The organism is Microbacterium sp. ET2 (genome assembly GCF_030347395.1).
GTDB lineage: Bacteria > Actinomycetota > Actinomycetes > Actinomycetales > Microbacteriaceae > Microbacterium > Microbacterium albipurpureum.
Genome location: NZ_CP128170.1, coordinates 768,495 through 789,393 on the forward strand (window position 1 = coordinate 768,495; position 20,899 = coordinate 789,393).

General features: G+C 69.5%; 19 protein-coding genes, 1 tRNA gene and 1 pseudogene. 8 read left to right on the forward strand and 13 right to left on the reverse strand.

The annotated features are described in order from the left end of the window. Positions 1-21: 21 nt before the first annotated feature. A complete protein-coding gene (locus tag QSU92_RS03785) occupies positions 22-1,071 on the reverse strand; it encodes a substrate-binding domain-containing protein (protein ID WP_289264858.1) in 1,050 nt (349 codons plus the stop codon). Between the two features lie 228 nt (positions 1,072-1,299). Here QSU92_RS03785 and QSU92_RS03790 point away from each other — a divergent pair. From QSU92_RS03790 to QSU92_RS03805, 4 genes and pseudogenes are all read left to right on the forward strand, one after another. Continuing rightward, positions 1,300-2,776, forward strand: a pseudogene (locus QSU92_RS03790) (sugar ABC transporter ATP-binding protein). Further along, positions 2,773-3,828, forward strand: a complete 1,056-nt coding sequence (locus QSU92_RS03795; RefSeq protein WP_289264859.1) for an ABC transporter permease — start codon at positions 2,773-2,775, stop codon at positions 3,826-3,828. The pseudogene QSU92_RS03790 and the gene QSU92_RS03795 overlap by 4 nt, the downstream one beginning before the upstream one ends. A 5-nt stretch (positions 3,829-3,833) precedes the next feature. After that, positions 3,834-5,051: an ROK family transcriptional regulator gene (locus tag QSU92_RS03800; RefSeq protein WP_289265813.1), complete on the forward strand. Its 1,218-nt coding sequence runs from the start codon at positions 3,834-3,836 to the stop codon at positions 5,049-5,051. 129 nt (positions 5,052-5,180) lie between these two features. After that, the gene (locus QSU92_RS03805; RefSeq protein WP_289264860.1) at positions 5,181-6,212 is read left to right on the forward strand and encodes an NADP-dependent oxidoreductase; all 1,032 of its coding nucleotides are present in this window, start codon (positions 5,181-5,183) and stop codon (positions 6,210-6,212) included. Here the strand turns inward: QSU92_RS03805 and QSU92_RS03810 are convergent. Further along, on the reverse strand, positions 6,199-7,119 hold the full coding sequence (locus QSU92_RS03810) for a LysR family transcriptional regulator ArgP (protein ID WP_289264861.1): 921 nt from the start codon (positions 7,117-7,119) through the stop codon (positions 6,199-6,201). The genes QSU92_RS03805 and QSU92_RS03810 overlap by 14 nt on opposite strands. 71 nt (positions 7,120-7,190) lie before the next feature. Between QSU92_RS03810 and QSU92_RS03815 the strand changes: the two genes are divergently transcribed. Next, on the forward strand, positions 7,191-7,859 hold the full coding sequence (locus QSU92_RS03815; protein WP_289264862.1) for a LysE/ArgO family amino acid transporter: 669 nt from the start codon (positions 7,191-7,193) through the stop codon (positions 7,857-7,859). 76 nt (positions 7,860-7,935) lie between these two features. Here the strand turns inward: QSU92_RS03815 and rplA are convergent, their stop codons facing one another. The 11 genes from rplA to QSU92_RS03870 form a co-directional block, all read right to left on the reverse strand. Next, entirely contained in the window at positions 7,936-8,628 is a 693-nt protein-coding gene (gene rplA / locus QSU92_RS03820) for a 50S ribosomal protein L1 (protein WP_289264863.1), read from the reverse strand. 14 nt (positions 8,629-8,642) lie between these two features. Beyond that, positions 8,643-9,074 (reverse strand): 50S ribosomal protein L11, encoded by a 432-nt coding sequence (gene rplK / locus QSU92_RS03825; protein ID WP_124293953.1) that lies wholly within the window; start codon positions 9,072-9,074, stop codon positions 8,643-8,645. Between the two features lie 84 nt (positions 9,075-9,158). Then, positions 9,159-10,181 (reverse strand): transcription termination/antitermination protein NusG, encoded by a 1,023-nt coding sequence (nusG, locus tag QSU92_RS03830; protein WP_289264864.1) that lies wholly within the window; start codon positions 10,179-10,181, stop codon positions 9,159-9,161. Positions 10,182-10,270: 89 nt separating this feature from the next. Continuing rightward, positions 10,271-10,537 carry a preprotein translocase subunit SecE gene (secE, locus tag QSU92_RS03835; protein ID WP_124293955.1) on the reverse strand — a complete coding sequence of 89 codons (267 nt, stop codon included), beginning with the start codon at positions 10,535-10,537 and terminating at the stop codon, positions 10,271-10,273. A gap of 44 nt (positions 10,538-10,581) precedes the next feature. Then, positions 10,582-10,654, reverse strand: a tRNA-Trp gene (locus tag QSU92_RS03840). A 143-nt stretch (positions 10,655-10,797) separates the two neighbouring features. Next, positions 10,798-11,235 carry a pyridoxamine 5'-phosphate oxidase family protein gene (locus tag QSU92_RS03845; RefSeq protein ID WP_289264865.1) on the reverse strand — a complete coding sequence of 146 codons (438 nt, stop codon included), beginning with the start codon at positions 11,233-11,235 and terminating at the stop codon, positions 10,798-10,800. Between the two features lie 95 nt (positions 11,236-11,330). Then, the gene (locus QSU92_RS03850) at positions 11,331-11,792 is read right to left on the reverse strand and encodes a nuclear transport factor 2 family protein (protein WP_289264866.1); all 462 of its coding nucleotides are present in this window, start codon (positions 11,790-11,792) and stop codon (positions 11,331-11,333) included. Beyond that, the gene (gcvPB, locus tag QSU92_RS03855) at positions 11,789-13,327 is read right to left on the reverse strand and encodes an aminomethyl-transferring glycine dehydrogenase subunit GcvPB (RefSeq protein ID WP_289264867.1); all 1,539 of its coding nucleotides are present in this window, start codon (positions 13,325-13,327) and stop codon (positions 11,789-11,791) included. The genes QSU92_RS03850 and gcvPB overlap by 4 nt, the downstream gene beginning before the upstream one ends. Then, a complete protein-coding gene (gene gcvPA / locus QSU92_RS03860) occupies positions 13,324-14,724 on the reverse strand; it encodes an aminomethyl-transferring glycine dehydrogenase subunit GcvPA (RefSeq protein WP_289264868.1) in 1,401 nt (466 codons plus the stop codon). Before gcvPA ends, gcvPB begins: the two co-directional genes overlap by 4 nt. A gap of 52 nt (positions 14,725-14,776) precedes the next feature. Next, the gene (locus tag QSU92_RS03865; protein WP_289264869.1) at positions 14,777-15,913 is read right to left on the reverse strand and encodes an ATP-NAD kinase family protein; all 1,137 of its coding nucleotides are present in this window, start codon (positions 15,911-15,913) and stop codon (positions 14,777-14,779) included. Then, positions 15,910-17,289, reverse strand: coding sequence for an aminotransferase (locus QSU92_RS03870; protein WP_289264870.1), 1,380 nt, complete (start codon positions 17,287-17,289; stop codon positions 15,910-15,912). Before QSU92_RS03870 ends, QSU92_RS03865 begins: the two co-directional genes overlap by 4 nt. A gap of 112 nt (positions 17,290-17,401) precedes the next feature. Between QSU92_RS03870 and QSU92_RS03875 the strand changes: the two genes are divergently transcribed. From QSU92_RS03875 to QSU92_RS03885, 3 genes are all read left to right on the forward strand, one after another. Further along, positions 17,402-18,868, forward strand: a complete 1,467-nt coding sequence (locus QSU92_RS03875) for an NAD-dependent succinate-semialdehyde dehydrogenase (protein ID WP_289264871.1) — start codon at positions 17,402-17,404, stop codon at positions 18,866-18,868. Between the two features lie 90 nt (positions 18,869-18,958). Further along, complete coding sequence (locus QSU92_RS03880; RefSeq protein WP_289264872.1) at positions 18,959-19,762, forward strand: IclR family transcriptional regulator domain-containing protein; 804 nt, start codon at positions 18,959-18,961, stop codon at positions 19,760-19,762. A gap of 48 nt (positions 19,763-19,810) precedes the next feature. Then, complete coding sequence (locus tag QSU92_RS03885) at positions 19,811-20,893, forward strand: NADH:flavin oxidoreductase/NADH oxidase (protein WP_289264873.1); 1,083 nt, start codon at positions 19,811-19,813, stop codon at positions 20,891-20,893. Positions 20,894-20,899 lie beyond the last annotated feature (6 nt).

A 20,899-nucleotide genomic window follows, 5' to 3' on the forward strand; every position in this document is an offset into this window, starting at 1 on the left:
GGACGCCCCGTGATGGTTGTGTCAGGACTCGAACGACAGGTCGATGTACTCCTCGACGTTGTCCTTCGTGACCACGGGCGCGTCCAGGACGACCCGGTTCGGCACGCTGGGCGTGATGAGGTCGCCGACGGTCTTCTGCTGGGCGATCAGGCGGGCCAGCGCGATGCCGTCGGCCGCCTGGGTCGACGGGTAGATGACCGTGGCCTTCAGTACCGAGTCATCGGCCTGGATGGCTTCCATCGCGTTGCGGGAGCCGGCACCGCCCATCATGATGAACTCGTCGCGGCCCGACGACTCGATGGCGGCGAGAACGCCGATGCCCTGGTCGTCGTCGTGGTTCCAGATCGCGTCGATCTGCGGGTTCGCGGAGAGCAGCTGCGAGGCAGCCGCTTCACCGCCGGCAACGGTGAAGTCCGCGGCGACGCGGGCCGAGACCTCCAGGCCGCAGTCCGACAGGGCGTCCTCGAACCCCTGCGAGCGGTCCTGGGTGAGTGGCAGCGAGTCGATGCCTGCGATCTCGGCGACGACAGCGTCGGGGTTGTCCCCCACCTGCTCGCAGATGTAGGTGCCCGCGCTGACGCCCATTCCGTAATTGTCGCCGAGGATCGTCGAGCGTGCGGCGAACGGGCTCGAGAATTCCCGGTCGACGTTGATGACGGGGATTCCCGCTTGCATGGCCTCGATCGCCACTTCGGTGAGCGCGGCGCCGTCTGTGGGCAGCAGGACGATGGCGTCCACGCCGTCGTTGATGAACGTCTCGACCGCAGCGATCTGGGCGTTGGCGTCGTTGGTGCCCTCCGCGACACGGAGCTCGACGTCGTCGAAGCTGTCGGCCGCGGCCTGGGCGCCTGAGTTGATCGCGCCGAGCCAACCGTGGTCGGCTGCGGGACCGGAGAAGCCGATGACGACGGTGTCGCCGCTCTCGGCGTTCTCCTCGACACTGGTTCCCTGGTCGACGACGTCGTCCTCCTCGGCACCGGTGCCGGTACATCCGGCCAGCAGTCCGATGGAAGCCAAGATCGCGGTTCCGGCGATCACGAACCGCCCCCGCCCCCTTGCGAGTGTGCGCATTCTTTTTCCTCCTAGAGATGTGATGCAGCGACGCCAGCGGGCACCTCGTGCCCCGAGCATCCCGAGGAGTCCACGCTGACGGTGGGACTGTACGTCAGTGCGACGACCTTTGTCCACCTTTTGTTCGCGCATCCGGCAAAAGTGGGGATGTCGCGAACTTTCCTGGCGTGTTAGGTTCGCCCCGTGATCAAAGACGACCATGATTCGGCGTTACTCGAGGTGCGCGGTGTGACCAAGAGCTTCGCCGGGGTCCGGGCGCTGCGCGGCGTGGACCTGCATGTCGCGCCCGGCGAGGTCCACTGCATCCTCGGGCAGAACGGTGCGGGGAAGTCCACGCTGATCAAGACTCTGGCGGGTGTGCACCGCCCCGATGACGGCACCATCGCCTGGCGGGGCGAGGCGGTGGAGATCCCCACGCCAGAGGCCGCGATCGAACTCGGCATCGCCACGATGTACCAGGAACTCGACGTGGTGGACGGCCTCACCATCGCCGAGAACATCTTCCTCGGTCACGAGATCGCGCGGGGCGGCTTCACCAGACGGTCGGCGGCGGCGGAGAAGACCCGCGAGCCTGCTCGCCCGGCTCGGTCACGCCCGACTGTCGCCGCACACAGAGGTCGGCGAGCTGAGCGCGGCGAACAAGCAGATCGTCTCGATGGCCCGAGCCCTCTCGCACGACATCAAGCTCATCATCATGGACGAGCCCTCGGCGGTCCTCGACACCGAGGAGGTGCGAAACCTCTTCGGCGTCGTCCGCGAGCTCACCGCCGCCGGCATCGCCGTGGTCTACATCACCCACCGCCTGGAGGAGATCCGACAGATCGGTGACCGCCTGACCGTCCTGAAGGACGGGCGGACGATGGCCACGGGCCTCCCGGTCGCCGAAACCCCTACCGCCGAACTCATCCGGCTGATGACCGGGCGTGACGTGGAGAATGTGTTCCCGCCCGCGGCTCCCGTCCCCGCCGAGGCACCCGTGATGCTCCAGGTGCGTGACCTCGCCCTCGCGGGCGTCTTCGAGGGGGTGTCCTTCGACGTCCGAGCCGGCGAGATCGTCGGGCTCGCCGGGCTCGTCGGCTCCGGCCGCTCCGAGATCCTCGAAACGGTCTACGGCGCCCGCAAGTCCTCGTCGGGTACCGTACGCGTCGGCGGCGCGGCCCTTCGCCGCGGCTCGGTCACCGCTGCGGTGTCGGCGGGGGTGGGGCTCTCGCCCGAGGAACGCAAGAGTCAGGGGCTGGTGCTCGACGAGTCGATCGCGATGAACGTGACGCTGTCGAGCATGCGGCGATTCTCTCGCGGCGGCTTCCTCGACTTCCGGCGCGAGAAGACCGTCGCGCAGGAGCAGATCGCCGCGCTCGAGCTGCGACCGGCCGATCCCGAGCGCCCTGCGGCGACCCTCTCGGGCGGCAATCAGCAGAAGATCCTGCTCGCCCGGTGGCTCGTCCACGGAACGCGCGTTCTGCTTCTGGACGAGCCCACGCGCGGCGTCGACGTCGGTGCACGGTCGGAGATCTACGGACTCATCCGCCGGCTGGCTGCGGCCGGCAACGCCATCGTCATCGTCTCCAGCGAGATCGAAGAGGTGCTCGGTCTCGCCGACACCGTCCTGGTCGTGGCCGACGGGCGCGTCCTGACCACCCTTCCCGCCTCCGAGATCGACGAGCACGGCGTGCTCGATCTCGTCATGAAAGGACAAGCCGCGTGAGCGATCAGCGAACCGTGACCGACCGACCGGGCTCCGACAGTCCGGCGCCGGCGACGGGAACGACGGAGACGCCGCCGCCTGCGTGGCGTCGACTCCTGTCGGGCTCGGTCGGCCGCAACCTCGGACTCGTCCTCGCCCTGCTGCTGCTGGTCGTCGTCGGCGCCGTCACCGCACCCGACACCTTCACGAGCCTGGACAACATGCTCACGATCCTCCGGCAGGCCTCGATCATCGGGGTGATCAGCATCGGGATGACCCTGGTCATCATCTCGGGCGGCATCGACCTCTCGGTGGGAGCGATCATGGGCCTCGCCTCGGTCGTCGCGACCATCGCCGCGGTGCAGGACCTCGCCGATCAGCTGCACTGGTCGGTCATGATCGTCATCGCACTCGCCGTCGGCGCCGGCGCGGGTCTGGTCAACGGCATCGTCATCGCCTATGGGAAGGTCGTGGCGTTCATGGCGACCCTTGCGATGCTCGTCGCGGCCCGAGGGCTCGCCGAGATCCTCGCCGAGCGGCGCACCCTCGTCGTGGAGGAGCGCGGGTTCATCACCTTCATGAACACCGACATCCTCGGCGTCGACATGCTGATCTGGATCTTCGCGGTCGTGGCGGCTCTCGGGTGGGTGCTGCTCAATCGCACGACCTTCGGGCGGCGGACGGTCGCGATCGGCGGCAACCGCGAGGCGGCACGTCTGGCGGGCATCGACGTCAAGCGGCACACGATGTGGTTGTACGTCATCTCCGGTCTCACTGCGGGCATCGCCGCGGTGATGATCCTCGGCCGGACGACGGCCGGGACCTCGACGCACGGTCTGCTCTACGAGCTCGACGCGATCGCTGCGGTGGTCGTCGGCGGCACGCTTCTCATCGGCGGCCGGGGCACGATCACCGGCACGGTGTTCGGCGTGCTGATCTTCGCCACGCTCACCAACGTCTTCGTTCAGAACAACCTCAACTCCTCAGTGCAGGCGGTCGTCAAGGGGGTCATCATCGTCGTGGCCGTCCTGCTGCAGCAGCGGTTCGCCCGCCCCTCCGGCCGCGCGACGTGACCGACGTGCACGCCCGGGTGCGCGGCACAGGGAACGCGCCCAGAGAGACCCGCGACTCCCCCGTCTCGTCCGGAGTTGGCGAGGTGTTCCAGCTGCTGCGCGACGGCGTGCCGCGCACCCGCGCGGACCTCGCGAAGACGACGGGACTGGCCCGGTCCACGGTGGCCGCCCGCGTGGACGCGCTCGTGCGCCTGGGCCTGGTCGCGCCGGTCGGAGACGCCCTGTCGACCGGGGGCCGCCCACCCTCCCAGTTCGCGCTGAACCCGCAGGCCCGTGTCGTCCTCGCCGCCGACCTGGGCGCCTCCCACGCCCGCGTCGCGCTGACCGATCTCAGCGGACTGACCCTCGCCGAGCGCAGCGAAGACATCGCCATCGCGCTGGGCCCGGAGGCGGTCCTCACCTGGGTCGTCGAGGCGGCCGAGCTTCTTCTGCGGGAGGCGAAGCGCGATCGCGGCGACCTCGCCGCGATCGGCGTCGGGGTGCCCGGCCCTGTCGAACACGAGAGCGGCCAGCCCGTGAACCCGCCGATCATGCCCGGCTGGGACCGCTTCGACATCCCCGCCTGGATCGGTCGTCACCTCGACGCACCCGTGCTCGTCGACAACGACGTGAACATCATGGCGCTCGGCGAGCGCTCGGTCGCGTGGCCGACGGTCGATCACCTCATCTTCGTGAAGGTCGCCACCGGCATCGGCGCCGGACTCATCTCCGGCGGAGCGCTGCAGCGCGGCGCTCAGGGCGTCGCGGGCGACATCGGACACGTCCGTGTACCGGGCGGCGCAGACATCCCCTGCCACTGCGGCAACCGCGGGTGCCTGGAGGCGCTGGCCTCGGGTCCGGCGATGGCGCGGACACTGCGATCGCAGGGGATCGCAGCCCAGGACGGCGGTGACGTCGTGGCCCTGGTGAAGCAGGGCAACGTCGAGGCCGTGCAGACGGTCCGCCAGGCCGGCCGCGACATCGGCGAGGTGCTCACGACGTGTGTGAGCCTGATCAACCCCTCCGTCATCGCGATCGGCGGATCGATGGCCCGGGTCGGCGAGCATCTCCTCGCCGGCGTCCGCGAGGTGGTGTACACCCGATCGATGCCGCTGGCGACGGAACACCTCACGATCGCCCAGTCCCTCACCGCCGAACGAGCCGCCGTCCTCGGGGCGAGCATGCTGGCGGTCGAGCACGCACTCTCCCCCGAATCGTTGAGCCGTCAGTTCGAGGCACGCTGAGAGGATGCCCCTCGACGCCGTTCTTTAGCACCGGCGTAACACGGGCGAGACAAAGGCCGGGTGTACTGAGTCTCACCGACACATCTGCCTGCGTCCCCGACGAGGGGCGGCGCGAGAAAGGAGCGACCGATGCGCTTCCGGCCGCTGCGATCCCCCTCTCCCCCGCAGGCACCGGCGGCACCGCCCGACGCGCCGCCCGAGACGATGCGCGCCGTCGTCCTCGCCGGTGCCGGCGGCCCCGATGTGCTCCGATGGAGCGAGGCGCCGACCCCGAGCCCCGTGCTCAGCGAACTCCTCGTGCGCGTCGTCGCTGCCGGGGTCAACCCGATCGACGCCAAGACCCGGGCCGGAAGAGGCGTGGCGGCAGCGCTCGGCGACACACCGGTCGTTCCGGGATTCGACTTCAGCGGCGTGGTGATCTCCTCACCGTTCGAGGCGCATCCGCTGACGCCGGGAACCGAGGTGTTCGGCATGGCGCCCTTCCCCCGCACCGGCGGCACGTACGCCGAGTACGTGGTGGTCCCCTCGCAGTCGGTGACGCGCAAGCCCGCGTCCCTCTCCCACGTCGAGGCGGCAGGCGTGCCGCTGGCAGCTCTCACGGCATGGGGACTCGTCGTGGAGACCGCGCACGCGCATGAGGGCCAGCGGATGCTCATCCACGCCGGCAGCGGCGGGGTGGGGCATTTCGCGGTGCAGTTCGCCGCCTACTTCGGTGCTCATGTCACCGCCACCGCCTCCGGGCGCAACGCCGCATGGCTGCGCGAACTGGGCGCCGCCGTGGTCGTGGACTACACCTCGACGCGGTTCGAGGAGGTCGTCGGCGAGATGGACGTCGTCATCGACCTCGTCGGCAACGTGTCCGACCGCACGGCCAGCCGGTCCCTCCAGGTCCTCCGACCGGGAGGTCTGTACGTGCTCGTGCCCACCGGATCGTGGCCCGATTACGCACAGGCCGCCGAGGAGGCCGGGGTCCGCGCCACCTCGTACAAGGTGATCCCCGACGGTGGCGCCCTGGCGACGATCGCCCGCCTGCTGGACTCGGGCGCCGTGCAGGTCTACATCGACCGGGTCTTCGATCTGCCCGACGCGGCCGCAGCTCACGCCGAGCTGGAGCGGGGACACACCCGCGGAAAGATCGTGCTGCGCGTCAGCGACGACTGACCGGACGTCTGGACTCGGGTGCGACGAGCACCCGCCTCCCCTCCGCGACGACCTCCTCAGCGACGGCGTCGAGGAGCGGCGAGCGGAGGTTCCACTGCTGCCAGGTGAGCGGAACGTCCACAGGCGGCCCACCGAGCCCGATGAGCTCCCCCGACCTCAGCGCTTGCGCGGACTGCGAGGTGGGGAGCAACGCCCATCCCAGGCCCAGGCGCGTCGCGGCGGCGAAGTCGTGCGAGGCGGGGACGTAGTGCCGCGGCGGCGCGGTCGCCTCCACTCCTCGAGCCCGGAGCCAGCGCCGCTGCAGGTCATCGCGACGATCGAAGTCGATCACGGGGGCGACCGTCAGCGCGTCGACGGTCACGCCTTGCGCGAACCACCGATCGTGGAACGCGGGGGTGGCGACGGCCTGGTATCTCATGAGGCCGAGGGCGATCGCTCGGCATCCGGCCACGGGCTCTTCGCGCGAGGTGACCGCGCCCATCACGGTGCCCGACTCAAGCAGTCCCGCCGTGAAGTCCTGATCGTCGCGGTGCAGGTCGAAGACGATCGGATGCCGCTCGGCGAGCGTCGCAAGCGGTGTCAAGAACCATGTGGCAAGCGAATCGGCGTTCACCGCCAGCGGTACCGACACACGCGTCCCGGCCGCGTCGTCGCCGGTGAAGCCCGCGATCGCGTCGTGCTCGAGGAGGGCGAGCTGCCGGGCGAGACGGACGACGGCGACACCGGCTGCGGTCGGGCGCACGGGACGCGAGCGGACGAGAAGCACCTGTCCGAGCAGCGACTCGAGGGCCTTCACCCGCTGACTCACCGCACTCGGAGTGATCCGCAGCCGCCGCGCGGCGGCATCCATCGTGCCCTCGTCGGCCACCGCGGCGAGGGTCTCGGCAAGGTCGAAGGGAATGCGCATCTGAAGTGATGCTAATGCACCTGAAGAAGCCTGAACTGGTGCTCATCCGATCGCGCTCCTAACGTGCAAGGGTGACTCTTCCGCTCCTCGCCGGACTCGGCCTGGGCTTCTCGCTCATCATCGCCATCGGCGCGCAGAACCTCTTTGTCCTCCGGCAGGGGCTGCGGCGCGAGCACGTCCTCATCGTCGCGGCCCTGTGCGCCGTGTCGGACGCGGTGCTCATCGGCATCGGCGTGTCAGGAATCGGCCTCGTGCTCCAGGCTCTGCCGTGGCTGGTGACCGCCATCCGGTGGACAGGAGCGGCCTTCCTCATCGGCTACGGGCTGCTCGCCGCCCGCCGCGCCTGGCGCCCGAGTGGGGATGCTCTCGCGGTGCGCGAGGAGGATGCGTCGGAGCGGGACGCGCCGGGGCGGGGTGCGGGCACAGGGGGCGTGGCGACCGCCACGCGCACACGGCTTCTCCCCGTCGTCGTCACGACCCTCGCCCTCACCTGGCTCAACCCCCACGTCTACCTCGACACCGTCTTCCTGCTGGGCTCGGTCGCCAACACCCACGGCGACGGTCGCTGGCTGTTCGCCGCGGGGGCCATGGCGGCCAGCGTCATCTGGTTCTTCGGCCTCGCCATGGGGGCTCGCTACCTCGGACGGTGGCTTTCCACACCCGCCTCGTGGCGGATCCTCGACGCCGGCGTCGCGGTCGTCATGATCGCGCTGGGGGTGAGCCTCGTCGTGCCCCTCTGAGTCCGACCCCGAGCAGCTGCGCGGAACGACGGAAGGGGCCCCGCCTGACGGCGGAGCCCCTTCTGTGCGATGGCGGTCAGGCCAGCGAGTTGACGTCCAGCGGGATGCCGGGGCCGAACGTGGTCGACACCGCGCCCTTCTGGATGTAGCGGCCCTTCGAGCTCGACGGCTTCAGACGGATGATCTCCTCGAGGGCAACCTTGAGGTTCTCATCCAGCTGCTCGGCGCTGAAGGACGCCTTGCCGACGACGAAGTGCACGTTGGCGTGCTTGTCGACGCGGAACTCGATTTTTCCACCCTTGATGTCCTCGACCGCCTTGGCGGGGTTCGGGGTCACCGTTCCGGTCTTGGGGTTGGGCATGAGGCCGCGGGGACCCAGCACCTTGCCCAGGCGACCGACCTGACCCATGAGCTCAGGAGTCGCCACGGCCGCGTCGAAGGAGGTGTAGCCGCCCGCGACCTTCTCGATGAGCTCGGCGCCGCCGACCTCGTCCGCACCGGCCGCGATGGCGGCCTCGGCTGCGGGGCCGGTGGCGAAGACGATGACCCGGGCGGTCTTGCCGGTGCCGTGGGGCAGGATGACGGTGCCGCGCACCATCTGGTCGGCCTTGCGGGGGTCGACCGAGAGCTTCAGCGCGACCTCGACGGTCGAATCGAACTTCGCCGAACCCGTCTCCTTGGCCAGGGCGACGGCCTCGGTGGGCGAATAGAACGTGTCGGCCGCGATCTTCGCGGCGGCGGCCTGGTAGGCCTTGGACTTGTTAGCCATGGTTGTTCTCCCCCTCAGTCCTCGACCGTGATGCCCATGGAACGGGCGGTGCCGGCGATGATCAGCGAGGCGGCCTCGATGTCGTTCGCGTTCAGGTCGGGCATCTTCGTCTCGGCGATCTGGCGCACCTGGTCCTTGGTGAGCTTGCCCACCTTGGCCGTGTGCGGCGTCTGCGAACCCTTCTGCACGCCCGCAGCCTTCTTGATCAGCTCGGCGGCCGGCGGGGTCTTCAGGACGAAGGTGAAGCTGCGGTCCTCGTAGACGGTGATCTCGACGGGGATGACGTTGCCGCGCTGCGACTCCGTCGCGGCGTTGTACGCCTTGCAGAACTCCATGATGTTCACACCGTGCTGACCGAGCGCAGGGCCGATCGGCGGTGCCGGGTTGGCGGCGCCGGCGTTGATCTGGAGCTTGATCAGGCCGGTCACCTTCTTCTTCGGTGCCATTGTCGTTTCCTTTCTTCGAACCGGATGCCGCAGCATCCGCTTCTCCCGCGGTTCCGGCCGTTCCGGACCGCGGTGCCTATGGGGTCAGAGCTTGGTGACCTGGTCGAAGCTGAGCTCGACGGGGGTCTCGCGCTCGAACAGCGAGACGAGGACCGTGAGCTTGCCGCTCTCGGGCTTGATCTCGCTGATGGTGCCGGGAAGGCCCGCGAACGAACCCTCCTTGATCGTGATGGTCTCGCCGACCTCGAAGTCGACTTCGGCGGGGATGCTGCGCGCGGCGGCGGGAGCACCCTTGGCCGCGCCCTTGGCCGGGGCGACCTCCTTGACCTCGACGAGGCTCTTCAGCATGGTGAAGGCCTCCTCGAAGCGGAGGGGGGTGGGGTTGTGCGCGTTGCCGACGAACCCGGTGACACCCGGGGTGTGACGCACGACCGACCAGGTGTCCTCGTTGAGGTCCATGCGCACCAGCACGTAGCCCGGGATCCGGACGCGGGTGACCATCTTCCGCTGGCCGTTCTTGATCTCCACGACGTCTTCCATCGGGACCTCGATCTGGTAGATCTCGTCCTCGACCTCGAGCGTGGATTTGCGCTGCTCGATGTTCGCCTTCACCTTGCGCTCGAACCCGGCGTAGGAGTGGATGACGTACCACTTGCCCGGGAGGGACCGCAGCTCGGCGCGGAAGGCCTCGAACGGGTCGAGCTCCTCGTCGTCGGCGGCGTCCTCACGGTCGTCCTCGCCGTTGACGTCCGGGCCGTCGTAAGGAGCGACCTCGTCGGCGGCCTCGGCCTCGAGCTCGGCGACCTCCTCCGCGACGGAGTCGGTGAGGACCTCCGCCGCCGCCTCGGCCTCGGCGGTCTCGTCGATGTTCAGGGCGTCGTTCACGATGGCGTCTGCCTCCGGATCCTGGATTTCGATGTCGTCGAGCTCCTCGGTGTCGTCCTCGGTGTCGTCCTCGTCGTCGACGATGTGGATCGCGCTGTGCTCGGCGGGGGTGTTCGCGCGCTCCTCGAACTCGAGGATGTTGCCCTCCTGGGCCTCGTCCTCCTCGGAGGACTGCTCCGCCGCGGGCGCCCAGTCGGCGTCGTCGACATATCTTTCAGACACTTGTGTTCTCTTCCTCTGTCGTGACCGGGGGATCCGGCTCGACGCATCGCGCGCCACCACCGGACGAACCCGGTGGACGCGTTGTCGGATCAGGCGCCCGGAATGCCGAAGACGTACTGGGCGATCCAGACGAACAGCACGTCCAGTCCGTACACGATCGCCATCATCACCAGGACGAAACCGAGCACCACGGCGGTGAACTTCACCAGTTCCTGCCGGGTCGGTGTGACGACCTTGCGGAGCTCGGCGAAGACCTGTCGGATGAACAGGACGATGCGCGCGAAGAAGTTGGGCTTCTTCTCTCGGGGTGCGTCGCTGCGAGCGACCACCTCGTTCTTCGGCTCGTCCTGGAGCATGCCACCCACCTGATTGTTTCCTCGTGCCAGCAGACGCTGACGCGCAGGGCGGACAGGAATCGAACCTGCAACCTGCGGTTTTGGAGACCGCTGCTCTGCCAATTGAGCTACCGCCCTAAGGGTCTTCCGACCCCGGGATGCCTGCAGACTTCTGCCCCTGCCTGAAAGGAAGGAGGTCCCGACCGGCGGGCACGGCGAAAGAATGCAGACTTCAACTGCATCTCCCAGTCTACGCCATGCCCGGGGACCCCGCGAATCACTCAGTACGACGCGACGCCGTACCGGTCCGGTTCCGGACCGCGCGGGAAGGCGCGCCCGGAGATCGCGTGGGCGACGATGCGGACGTAGACGTACTTCACCGTCGGGATCCACGGCGTCAGCCCCAGGCCGTCGGCGCGCTCCACCTCGGCGGAGGTGTCCAGTCGCTGGGCTCGCCCCCGGATCACCACGCTCCACGCCTCCTGGTCCGTGTAGTCGTCGACCTCGAACAGCACCTCGTCGTTGACGGTCAGCTCGAACAGCTTGCTGCCCTCGGCGGTACGGAAGAGGATCGTGTCGTCGTCCACGACGTAGTTCACCGGGAAGATGTCCAGCACGTCCCCCACGCGGGTGACGAGGCGTCCCAGCCGATGGTCGCGCAGGCGCTCCCAGCACCGGTCGTCGTCGAGGGCGGTCACGGCGTCGTCGATGTCGGACATGGACACCATTGTGTCGCCCCGTCGGCATTGTGTCGCGCCGTCGGCATTGTGTCGCGCGCCGGTGTGCGGGACAGACCGCCGGCGGCCCACGCCGCTCAGGCTGCGACGGGCGGGCCGGGGATCACCTGGTGGACGTAGCGGGCTTCGGTGATCACGGAACGGCGAGTGAAGACCCACCGGCCGCCGATGCGGGCGTATTCGTCCTCGTAGCGGATGAGGAAGGCGTGCGTGAGGTCGAAAGGGAACCTCCCGTGCTGGTGGGTGTCTCGGTAGAGGTGGTGGGCGATGCAGTACACGGTGCCCGTCGCGTGGTCGCCGTCACAGGCGACCACCTGCGTGGTCACGGCGTGGAGGGTGCGCTCGTACCGCTGGAGCTGATCCGCGGGAATGGCGAGCACGTCCTCACGTCCGCGCACCGTTCCGCCGCTTTCGAAGGCGATGTCCTCGGCGAACAGCGCGGCCCACGACTCGGCGTCGCCGCGGTCGAGCGCGACGGCGTAGCGGTGCGAGAGATCCCGGATCTCCCGCTCGTCGTCGCGCTCCCCCACGGCGGTCACGAACCGGCCGGCTGCCGCGCGGCGGCCTTCCGGCGATGGGCGGCCCACGTCACCGCCCAGGTGTCGGGGTCATCGAGTCCCGAGCCGTCGATCTGGGCGACGACCTGGTTGTGCGGCGCGGTGCGCACCAGTTCGGGGTCGCGGCGACCCTCCTCCAGGACGTGGGCGAGCACGGCGATCCACTCGTCCAGATCCTCCTTCGACCACATCTCCCCCGCCTCGGGGGTGAAGGGCTCGGGGATGAAGGCCGGCTCGTGGGATGTCCAGAACGCGTCGATGCCGAAGTCCGTCATCCGGTTCTGCACGTCATGGCCGGTCACACCGGTCTCGGCGGTGTACTCCTCCAGCGAGTAGCGGGTCATCTCCAGGCGCGGCAGAGCCTTCCCGGGGAAGGACATCGTCACCCCCGGGAGGGCCATGAGCTGCTTCTCCATGTAGTTGTTCGCCAGTACGGACAGGTCGGCGGCTTCGCGTAGACCCTCCGTGCCCATCGCCCTCGTCCACGAGTACGCCTTGACCAGCTGCTGGACGTTGCCGAGGAACTCGCGGACGCGTCCGACGCTGTGCTCGGGCTCGACGAGGTCGTAGGACTCGCCGATCTTGACCACCCGAGGCCCGGGGAGGAAGCGGGCGAGCTCCTCGGAGCAGCCGTACGCGCCCACGGACGGGCCGTTGCCGCCCTTGGGCACCCCGAAGGTCTTGTGGAGCATGTACATGCAGGCGTCGAACCCGAGGTCGCGGGCGCGCAGCCGCGTCATCACGCCGTTGAAGTTCGCGCTGTCGTAGAACGCCAGCCCGCCGACCTCGTGCACGGCGTCGATGAACTCGGTGATGTGGGGGTTGTAAATCCCCATGTCGTCGGGATTGTTCAGCATCAGCGCCGCGGTCCGCGCACCCACGACGGCCCGCAGCGCCTCGACGCTCGGGTAGCCGTCCTCCTCGATGGGGAGGGTGATCACCTCGAACCCGGCGGCCTTCGCCGTTGCGGGGTTGCAGGGGTGAGCCTGCGCCGTGGTGATGATCTGGGTGCGCTCGCCCAGCTCGCCGCGCGAAGCGAAGTAGGCGCGTGTGATCACGGTGTGGAGGTACGCCGCGTCGGCGCCGCCGCCGGGTTGGAAGCTGAAGGCGGCCATCCCCGAGAGGTTCTGCAGTTCGCCCTCGAGCGAGTGCACGATGCCGAGGAGTCCCTGGTAGGTGGCCGGGTCCTGCCTCGGATGCACCGCCGCGACTTCGGGGCGGGCCGTGATCTGCTCGTTGACGGTGGGATTGTGCTTCATCGTGCAGGTGCCGAAGAGGCTGATCCCCATCATCCCCATGGTCTGCTGCGCCAGGTGGGTGTAATGACGGCGCACCTCGTACTCGGCCAGTTCCGGCAGGTCGGCGTCGGCGGTGCGACGCAGGGATTGGGGGAAGAGGTCGTCGGAGTCCGGTGCCCAGGATGCGGGCGGCACGACGCCGCGCCGGCCGGGCGCCCCCAGCTCGTAGACGACGGGTTCGTCCCAGGACGCGGCGTGGTAGCGGCGGATGGCGCTCATGAGGCGGCGACCTCCTTCAGTGCGGTGATCAGGCGAGTCACGTCGTCCTCGGTGGTGACCTCGGTGACGCAGTACAGGGCGCAGCCGTCGAGGCCGTCGGCGGAGCCCGACAGGTCGTGGCCGCCGAGGATGCCACGGGCGAACAGCTCCTCGTTGATGCGCGAGACCGACATGCCGGTCTGGGAGAAGTCGACGATGAACTCCTTGAAGATGGCGTCGGCGTACCGCACCGACACCCCGGGCACCTCGGCGAGGAGCGCGGCCGTCCGACGGGCGTTGCGGGCGACGGTGGTGGCGAGCTCCCGCATCCCCTGCGGCCCGAGAAGCGCGAGGTAGACCGCCGCGCGCACCGCCCAGAGGTAGACGGAGTTGCCGGTCCAGTCGTTGCCGAGCTCGCGGGCGCCGTAGGAGCTCTGGGCGAACAGCGTCATCCCGAACGCGCGCTCGCCCTCGCGGCGGGTCGGCGCGAGGCTGACCTGCAGCGTCGGGAATTGGCGGGCGTAGCGCTCCTCGTCGCGACTGGCGATGAATCCGCCCACGCCGCCACCGGCGTTCAAAGGGATCCCCAGCGGCTGCAGCGAACCGACGACGATGTCGGCACCGAAGGAGGCCGGCGAGGCGAGAGCGCCCAGTGAGATCGGGTCGACTCCCACGACCGTCTCCGCGCCGACGGCGTGGGCGGCGTCGACGATCCGGGCGATGTCGGCCTCGATCACGCCCCACGAGTTCGGCGTCTCCAGGTAGACCCCGGCGACCTCCTCGTCGAGCACGGCCGACAGCGCCTCGAGCGAGACCGTGCCCGTGGCGCGGTCGAGAGCGACCTCGCGGATGCTCAGCGAACCGCCGAGCTCCCGGGAGCCGCAGTAGGTCTCGATGACCAGTCGCCGTTCACGGTCGAGCCCCTCGGGGATGACGACGACGGACCGGCCCGTCAGCCGCGCCGCCATCCGCAGCGCGTGTCCGGCGGCACAGCCCCAGCTGTAGACCGGGAGACCCACGAACTCGAGGTCGAGCAGGGCGCCGACCTGCGAGGTGAACTCGAACCAGGCCTGATTGCGGCCGTGGTCGGAACTGGGCGTTCCCCACACCGAGGTGGAGATCTCGGGTCGACTGGCGATCTCGTCGCAGAGCGCGGGGATGTGGTGCTTCCAGTACCCGCCGCCGAGGAACGACACGTGCGAATCGGTCGAGGCGACCCCGCGCAGGCGCCCCTCCAGCATCCGGCGCAGTTCGAACTCCGAGGCGATGCCGCGGGAGGGCGTGATCGCGTCATCCGATCGGTGTTCCGCCGGGATCTGGCGGAACAGCTCATCGGGGTCGCTCACGCCGACCGCGTCGAGGAGGGCGGTGCGGCTGGCCTCCGCCGAATTGGCCATGTAGGGGTGGGACCGACGCATCTGCGGTGCTCCTTCGCGTGTGATCGTGTGAACGGGTGGGGGGATCCGCGCCTCAGGCCGCGGCATCGACGACGTTGAGGACTCGGATGTCACGGGCTCCGGTGCGCACGCGCCGGTACCCCAGGAGGGGGTGGGAGGATGCTCCGCTCCCGGGTCGCTGCGGCGAAGGATCGGCGTCGATGAACAGGATCGGCGGATGCAGTCCCGCGACCTTGTCCTCGGTCGCGACGATGTCGACCTGCTCGGCCCCGATCGCCGCGACCACGCGAGGACTGATCTCCTGGTTCCCGCGGCCGAGGAGAAACCCCTGGCCGCCCACGACGCCGAGAACCAGACGCGGGCGCCTGGCAGAGCAGACGAGGTCGTACAGGCGCTGCTCGGTGACGTCGTGGACGACCGACCCGTCGGGAAGGCGCACGTCCACGCCGCGCAGAGTGGGGGTGAAGCCGAGGGCTTCGGCGACCGCGGCGGTGGTCGTGCCGGGACCGAGGATCCAGGTGGTCTCGGCGGAGGCGTCCGCCAGGAGCGCCCGGGCGATCCCCCGCCGGTCGTGGGCGCCCGGTCCGGATGCGGCCACGGCCTTGGGCCCCTGCAGCGGATCCCGCGAGACCGGCGCTGCGACGGTGTGCAGCGGGCGAGGCCCGTCCGGTGCGCCGGGGGCGACGTCGAGGATCTCCACCCGACGCACCGTCGCGCGACCGGCGGCGACATCGCGGAGAAGTCGTCCCGCACTCTCGGGGGAGCGCGAGAACACCTCGGAGTGCATCTTGACCCCCGCCGGCACGCCGATGAGGGGGACGGTCTCACCGACGACGTCGGCGATGTCGGTCGCGGTGCCGTCGCCGCCGGCGAAGACGATGCAGTCCGCGCCCGCGGCGATCAGGGCATCGACGCTCGCGCGGGTGTCGGCTGCCGTGGTCCGTGCACCGCGCGGGACGGAGACGTTCTGGAACGGCACCCCGGCCTCGCGGAGCGCGTCCGCCCCCAGGACCCCGTCCGCTCCCAGGAAGACCGGGAGATCACCATCGGCGACGGCGCGTCGCAGCGCGCGCACCAGGCGGGCCCGGGCGCGACCGGCCGCCACGGCGTCGTCGTACTGCGCCGCGCTGAGGTCATCCGTGCCGTGCATCGCACGCGTGCCGCCGAACCCCGCGACGGGGTTCAGCACGACACCGACGCGCGCGGTCATCTCACCCGCGGCGGAGGTCGGCGACCGCCTGGTCGAGGCCGGTGCGCACACCGGCGACCATGCGCTCGAGTCTCGTCGGGGGTGGTGACGAAGGGCGGCGAGAACGACACCGTGTCGGCTGCCGGAAGCGCCCGGGTGATGACGCCTGCGGCGAGGGAGGCCTTCGTCACCGCAGCGGCGAACGAGCCCTGCGCGGCGAAGGGGCGCAGCGGATCGCGGGATTCCACGAACTCCACCGCCGCCATGAGGCCCCGCCCACGCACCTCGGCGACGTGGGGGTGATCGGCGAATGCGTCGCGCAGCATCTCGTGCAGCAGCTCCCCGTTTCGCGCCACGGTGGCGACCAGGTCCTCGCGCTCGATGATGTCGAGGTTCGCCATCGCCGCGGCTGCCGCCAGCGGGTGGGCGGAGTAGGTGTACCCGTGCCCGAAGCTGCCGAACTTCGCCGACCCCTCGAGCAGGACCTTCCAGACCTTCTCGCTGACGAGGATGGCCGACAGCGGGACGTAGGCGGAGGTGATGCCCTTGGCGAGGGTCATCAGGTCGGGCTTCATGCCGACCGACTGGCTGCCGAACGGCACCCCCAGGCGACCGAAGCCGTTGACGACCTCGTCGGCGATGAGGAGCACGTCGTGACGGTCCAGGACCTCTTGGACCTTCGGGAAGTACGTATCCGGCGGCACGATGACCCCACCGGCGGCCATCACCGGCTCGGCGATCATCGCCGCGACCGTCTCGGGTCCCTCGTTGATGATGAAGCGGTCGAGCTCGGTGGCAAGCGTCGTGGCGAATTCGTCATCGGTCTGGCCGGGCTCGCGCTCCCACAGCCGGTGCGGGGGTCGCACGTGGCGGATCATCGGCAACGGCAGGTCGAAGCCGTCGTGCAGGTTCTTCAGACCGGTGAGGCCGCCCGAAAGGACCGTGACGCCGTGGTAGCCGCGGCGGCGGGCGATGATCTTCTTTTTCTGCGGTCGGCCGAGCACGTTGTTGTAGTACCAGACGAGCTTGGCCTGGGTGTCGTTGGCGTCCGACCCCGAGTTGCCGTAGAAGACCGTGCTCATCGGCACGGGGGCCATCGAGATCAGACGCTCCGACAGGCGTGCGGGGAGGTCGGTTCCCATCGACGAGAACGCGTGGAAGTACGGAAGCTTCAGCGCCTGGGCGCGCAGGGCCTCGGCCATGTCGGGGTGGGAGTAGCCGACGTTGACGCACCACAGGCCCGCCATCGCGTCGAGATATCGATTGCCCGCACGATCGATGATCGTCGCGCCGTGACCCTCGACCACGGTCATGTGGGGGCCGTTCTGCGCGTGGGCAGCAAGGTTGGTCATCGGGTGGAACAGGAAGGTCCGGTCCAACTCCTCGACGTTCGTCATAGGCTTCATCCGTTCGCATTACGCACTTATGGTCGCTTCTCGCACACTACCTCTATGCTGGGTGAGGATCAAACATCACCTTCCGTTCGGTCCGGAAAGGACGAGGGCGCCCATGTCCACACCAGCGACGCTGATCGCCGACGATCTTCTACGTACCCAGCTTCACATCGCCGGCGGGTGGCGGGACGGTTCCGCCGGAGAGTCCGCCCCGGTCATCGATCCGGCCACCGGCGACACCGTCGCCGAGGTGGCCGTGGCCACCCCCGACGACATGGTCGCGGCGATCGACGCGGCGCAGGAGGCCTTCGCCGGCTGGTCGCGCACGCCGGCCCCGCAGCGTGCTCGCATCCTGCGCCGCTGGTACGAGCTCATCGTCGAGCGCGCGGACGATCTCGCGCAGCTCCTGACCGCCGAGCAGGGCAAGCCGCTGGCCGAGGCGCGCGGCGAGATCCTCTACGGCGCCGGCTTCATCGAGTGGTTCGCCGAGGAGGCCAAGCGCCTCTACGGCGAGGTCATCCCGACCAACAACCCCGACCGCCGCATGATGACCATCCGCAGCGCCGTGGGCGTGACCGCGGCGATCACACCGTGGAACTTCCCGTGCGCGATGATCCTCCGCAAGGCCGCACCGGCCCTGGCGGCGGGCTGCTCGATGATCATCAAGCCCGCCGAGGAGACGCCGCTGTCGGCCCTCGCCCTCGCGGCCCTCGCCGAGGAGGCGGGGATCCCCGCCGGCGTGCTGAGCGTCGTCACCGGCTCCGGCCCCCGCCTAGGCGAGGTGCTGACCCGCGACGAGCGTGTGCGCACCATCAGCTTCACCGGCTCGACCGAGGTCGGGCGCATCCTCATGGCGCAGTCGGCCGGCACCCTCAAGCGCCTGGCTCTCGAGCTCGGCGGGAACGCTCCGCTCATCGTCTTCGACGACGCCGACCTCGACAACGCCGTCAAGGGCGCGATGGACTCGAAGTTCCGCAACGCGGGGCAGACCTGCGTGTGCGCCAACCGCATCTTCGTGCAGGACGGCATCCACGACGCCTTCGTGGAGGCGCTCGGCCGCGAGATGGCGAAGCTGCAGGTCGGCGACGGCCGCGAGCCGGGCACCACCCAGGGGCCGCTCATCTCCCCCGCCGCGGTCGACAAGGTCCGCCGTCACATCGACGACGCTCGCGACAAGGGCGCCCGCGTGGTGCAGGGCGGCGACCTCACCGAACGGGGAGGGACGTTCTTCACCCCCACGCTCGTCGTCGACGCCACCACCGACATGCTGCTCTCCCGTGAGGAGACGTTCGGGCCGCTCGCCCCCGTCATCCGCTTCTCCACCGAGGAGGAGGCCATCCGGATGGCCAATGACACCGAGTTCGGCCTCGCCGGCTACTTCTTCAGCCGCGACATCGGTCGGATCACACGCGTGTCCGAAGCCCTCGAGGTCGGGGTCGTCGGGGTCAACACCGGCCTCATCTCCTACGAGGGCGCCCCCTTCGGCGGGGTGAAGCAGTCGGGGATCGGCCGCGAGGGCTCCCGGCACGGGATCGAGGAGTACACCGACCTGAAGTACATCTGCATCGAGGGCGTCGCATGACCCGGATGCCGCGGGGCGGCCGGTCGACGGCGGAGACGGATTGATATGGTGATCCCACTTTCCGCCGACGTCACAGAGGAACGTAGCGCGATGACCGACACCGAGACCGACCGCAAGTCGGGCGAGTTCATCCAATCCCTGGATCGCGGGCTCGCCGTCATCCGCGCTTTCTCCAACGAGCGGGACCTGCTGTCGCTGGCCGACGTCGCCAAGATCACCCACCTCAGCCGCGCCTCGGTGCGTCGGGCGCTGCTGACGCTCGAGACACTGGGATACGTCGGGAGCCGTCAGAACCGGTTCTACCTGCGCCCCCGGGTGCTCGACCTCGGCTATGCGTTCCTGTCCTCCTCGAGCCGGATCGACATCATCCAGGATCACCTGCGACGCCTGTCCGCTCAGATCGGCGAGTCGGTGTCGGCCTGCGAGTACGACGACGGCGACGTGGTCTACGTCGCCCGCGCCGCGACCGAGACGATCATGCCGATCCGTCTGGGGATCGGCCGGCGACTGCCCGCCTTCTGCACCTCGACCGGACGGGTGCTGCTCTCGGAGTTCGACGACGCCGCTCTCGATGAGTACTTCCGCACCTACCCGCGCGAGAAGCTCTCCCCCGCGACGATCATCGACGAGGCCGAGCTGCGCGCGCGCATCGCCGAGGTCCGTCAGCAGGGCTGGGCGCTGAACAACCAGGAGGTCGACCTCGGTGCGCGTTCTGTCGCAGCCCCGGTCATCGGCGCCGACGGTCGCTACGTCAGCGCCGTGAACCTCTCCGTGTCGACCTCGCGGGTATCGGTGGAGCAGCTCGTCACCGACTATCTTCCGCAGCTGCTCGACGCCACCCGCGCCATGAGCGCGGACCTTGCGCTGCTGGACCGGCGCAAGACCTACGAGTGACCCCCTCGTAGACCGCACCGCTTTCTCGCATTCTTCCGAAGGACCCCCGTGCCCCGTCTGTCTCCGCGCCTGTTCGACCCCATCACCGTGGGCGGCCTGACCGTCCCCCATCGCCTCTGGGTCGCCCCGATGTGCCAGTACTCTTCCGTCGACGGCATGCCGGGTGAGTGGCACCTGGTCCACCTCGGCTCGTTCGCCATCGGGCGCGCCGGCCTCATCATGACCGAGGCCGCAGCGGTCTCGCCCGTCGGACGCATCACCCCCGACGACGCCGGCATCTGGAACGACGACCACACGGCCGGGTGGCGGCGCGTGGTCGACTTCGTCCACGGCATGGACAGCCTGATCGGCATCCAGCTCTCCCACGCCGGGCGCAAAGCCTCGACGTACCCCCCGACGCGGGGGCGCGGGTCGGTGCCGGCTTCGGAGGGCGGTTGGACCACGGTCGGGCCGTCACCGGTCGCCTGGGGACCGTTCGAACCGCCGGTCGAACTCGACCGCGACGGGATCGCAGGCATCGTCGCGGAATTCGGCGATGCCGCCGCACGGTCGGTGGAGGCCGGCTTCGACCTCGTCGAGATCCACGCAGCGCACGGGTACCTGCTGGGTCAGTTCCTCTCCCCCACCTCCAACCTCCGCACCGACGAGTACGGCCGCGACGTCGCCGGGCGCTCGCGGATCGTCCGCGAGGTCGTCGAGGCCGTGCGTGCGCGCGTTCCGTCCGACATGCCCGTCGTGCTGCGCGTCTCGGCGTCGGAGTGGGTTCCCGGCGGCGTCACCGTGGACGACACCATCGCGGCGCTTCACCTGATCGACGGGGTCGACCTCGTGAGCGTGTCCTCCGGCGGCAACAACCCCGATCAGGCCATCCCCGCAGGCCCCGGCTACCAGCTCCCGCTCTCGCGAGCCGTGCGCGCCGCGACAGACGCTCCGGTGGGTGTCGCGGGCCTGATCACGACCCCCGAGCAGGCCGAGGCCGCCCTGGGCGCGGAGGATACCGACGTCGTCTACGTCGCCCGGCAGTTCCTGCGCGAACCGACGTTCGCGCTCCGCGCCGCGGCGGCGCTCGGTGGCGAACTGGCGTGGCCGTGGCAGTACAACCGCGCGAAGTACATCGAGAGCATTCCCTGAGCCGCG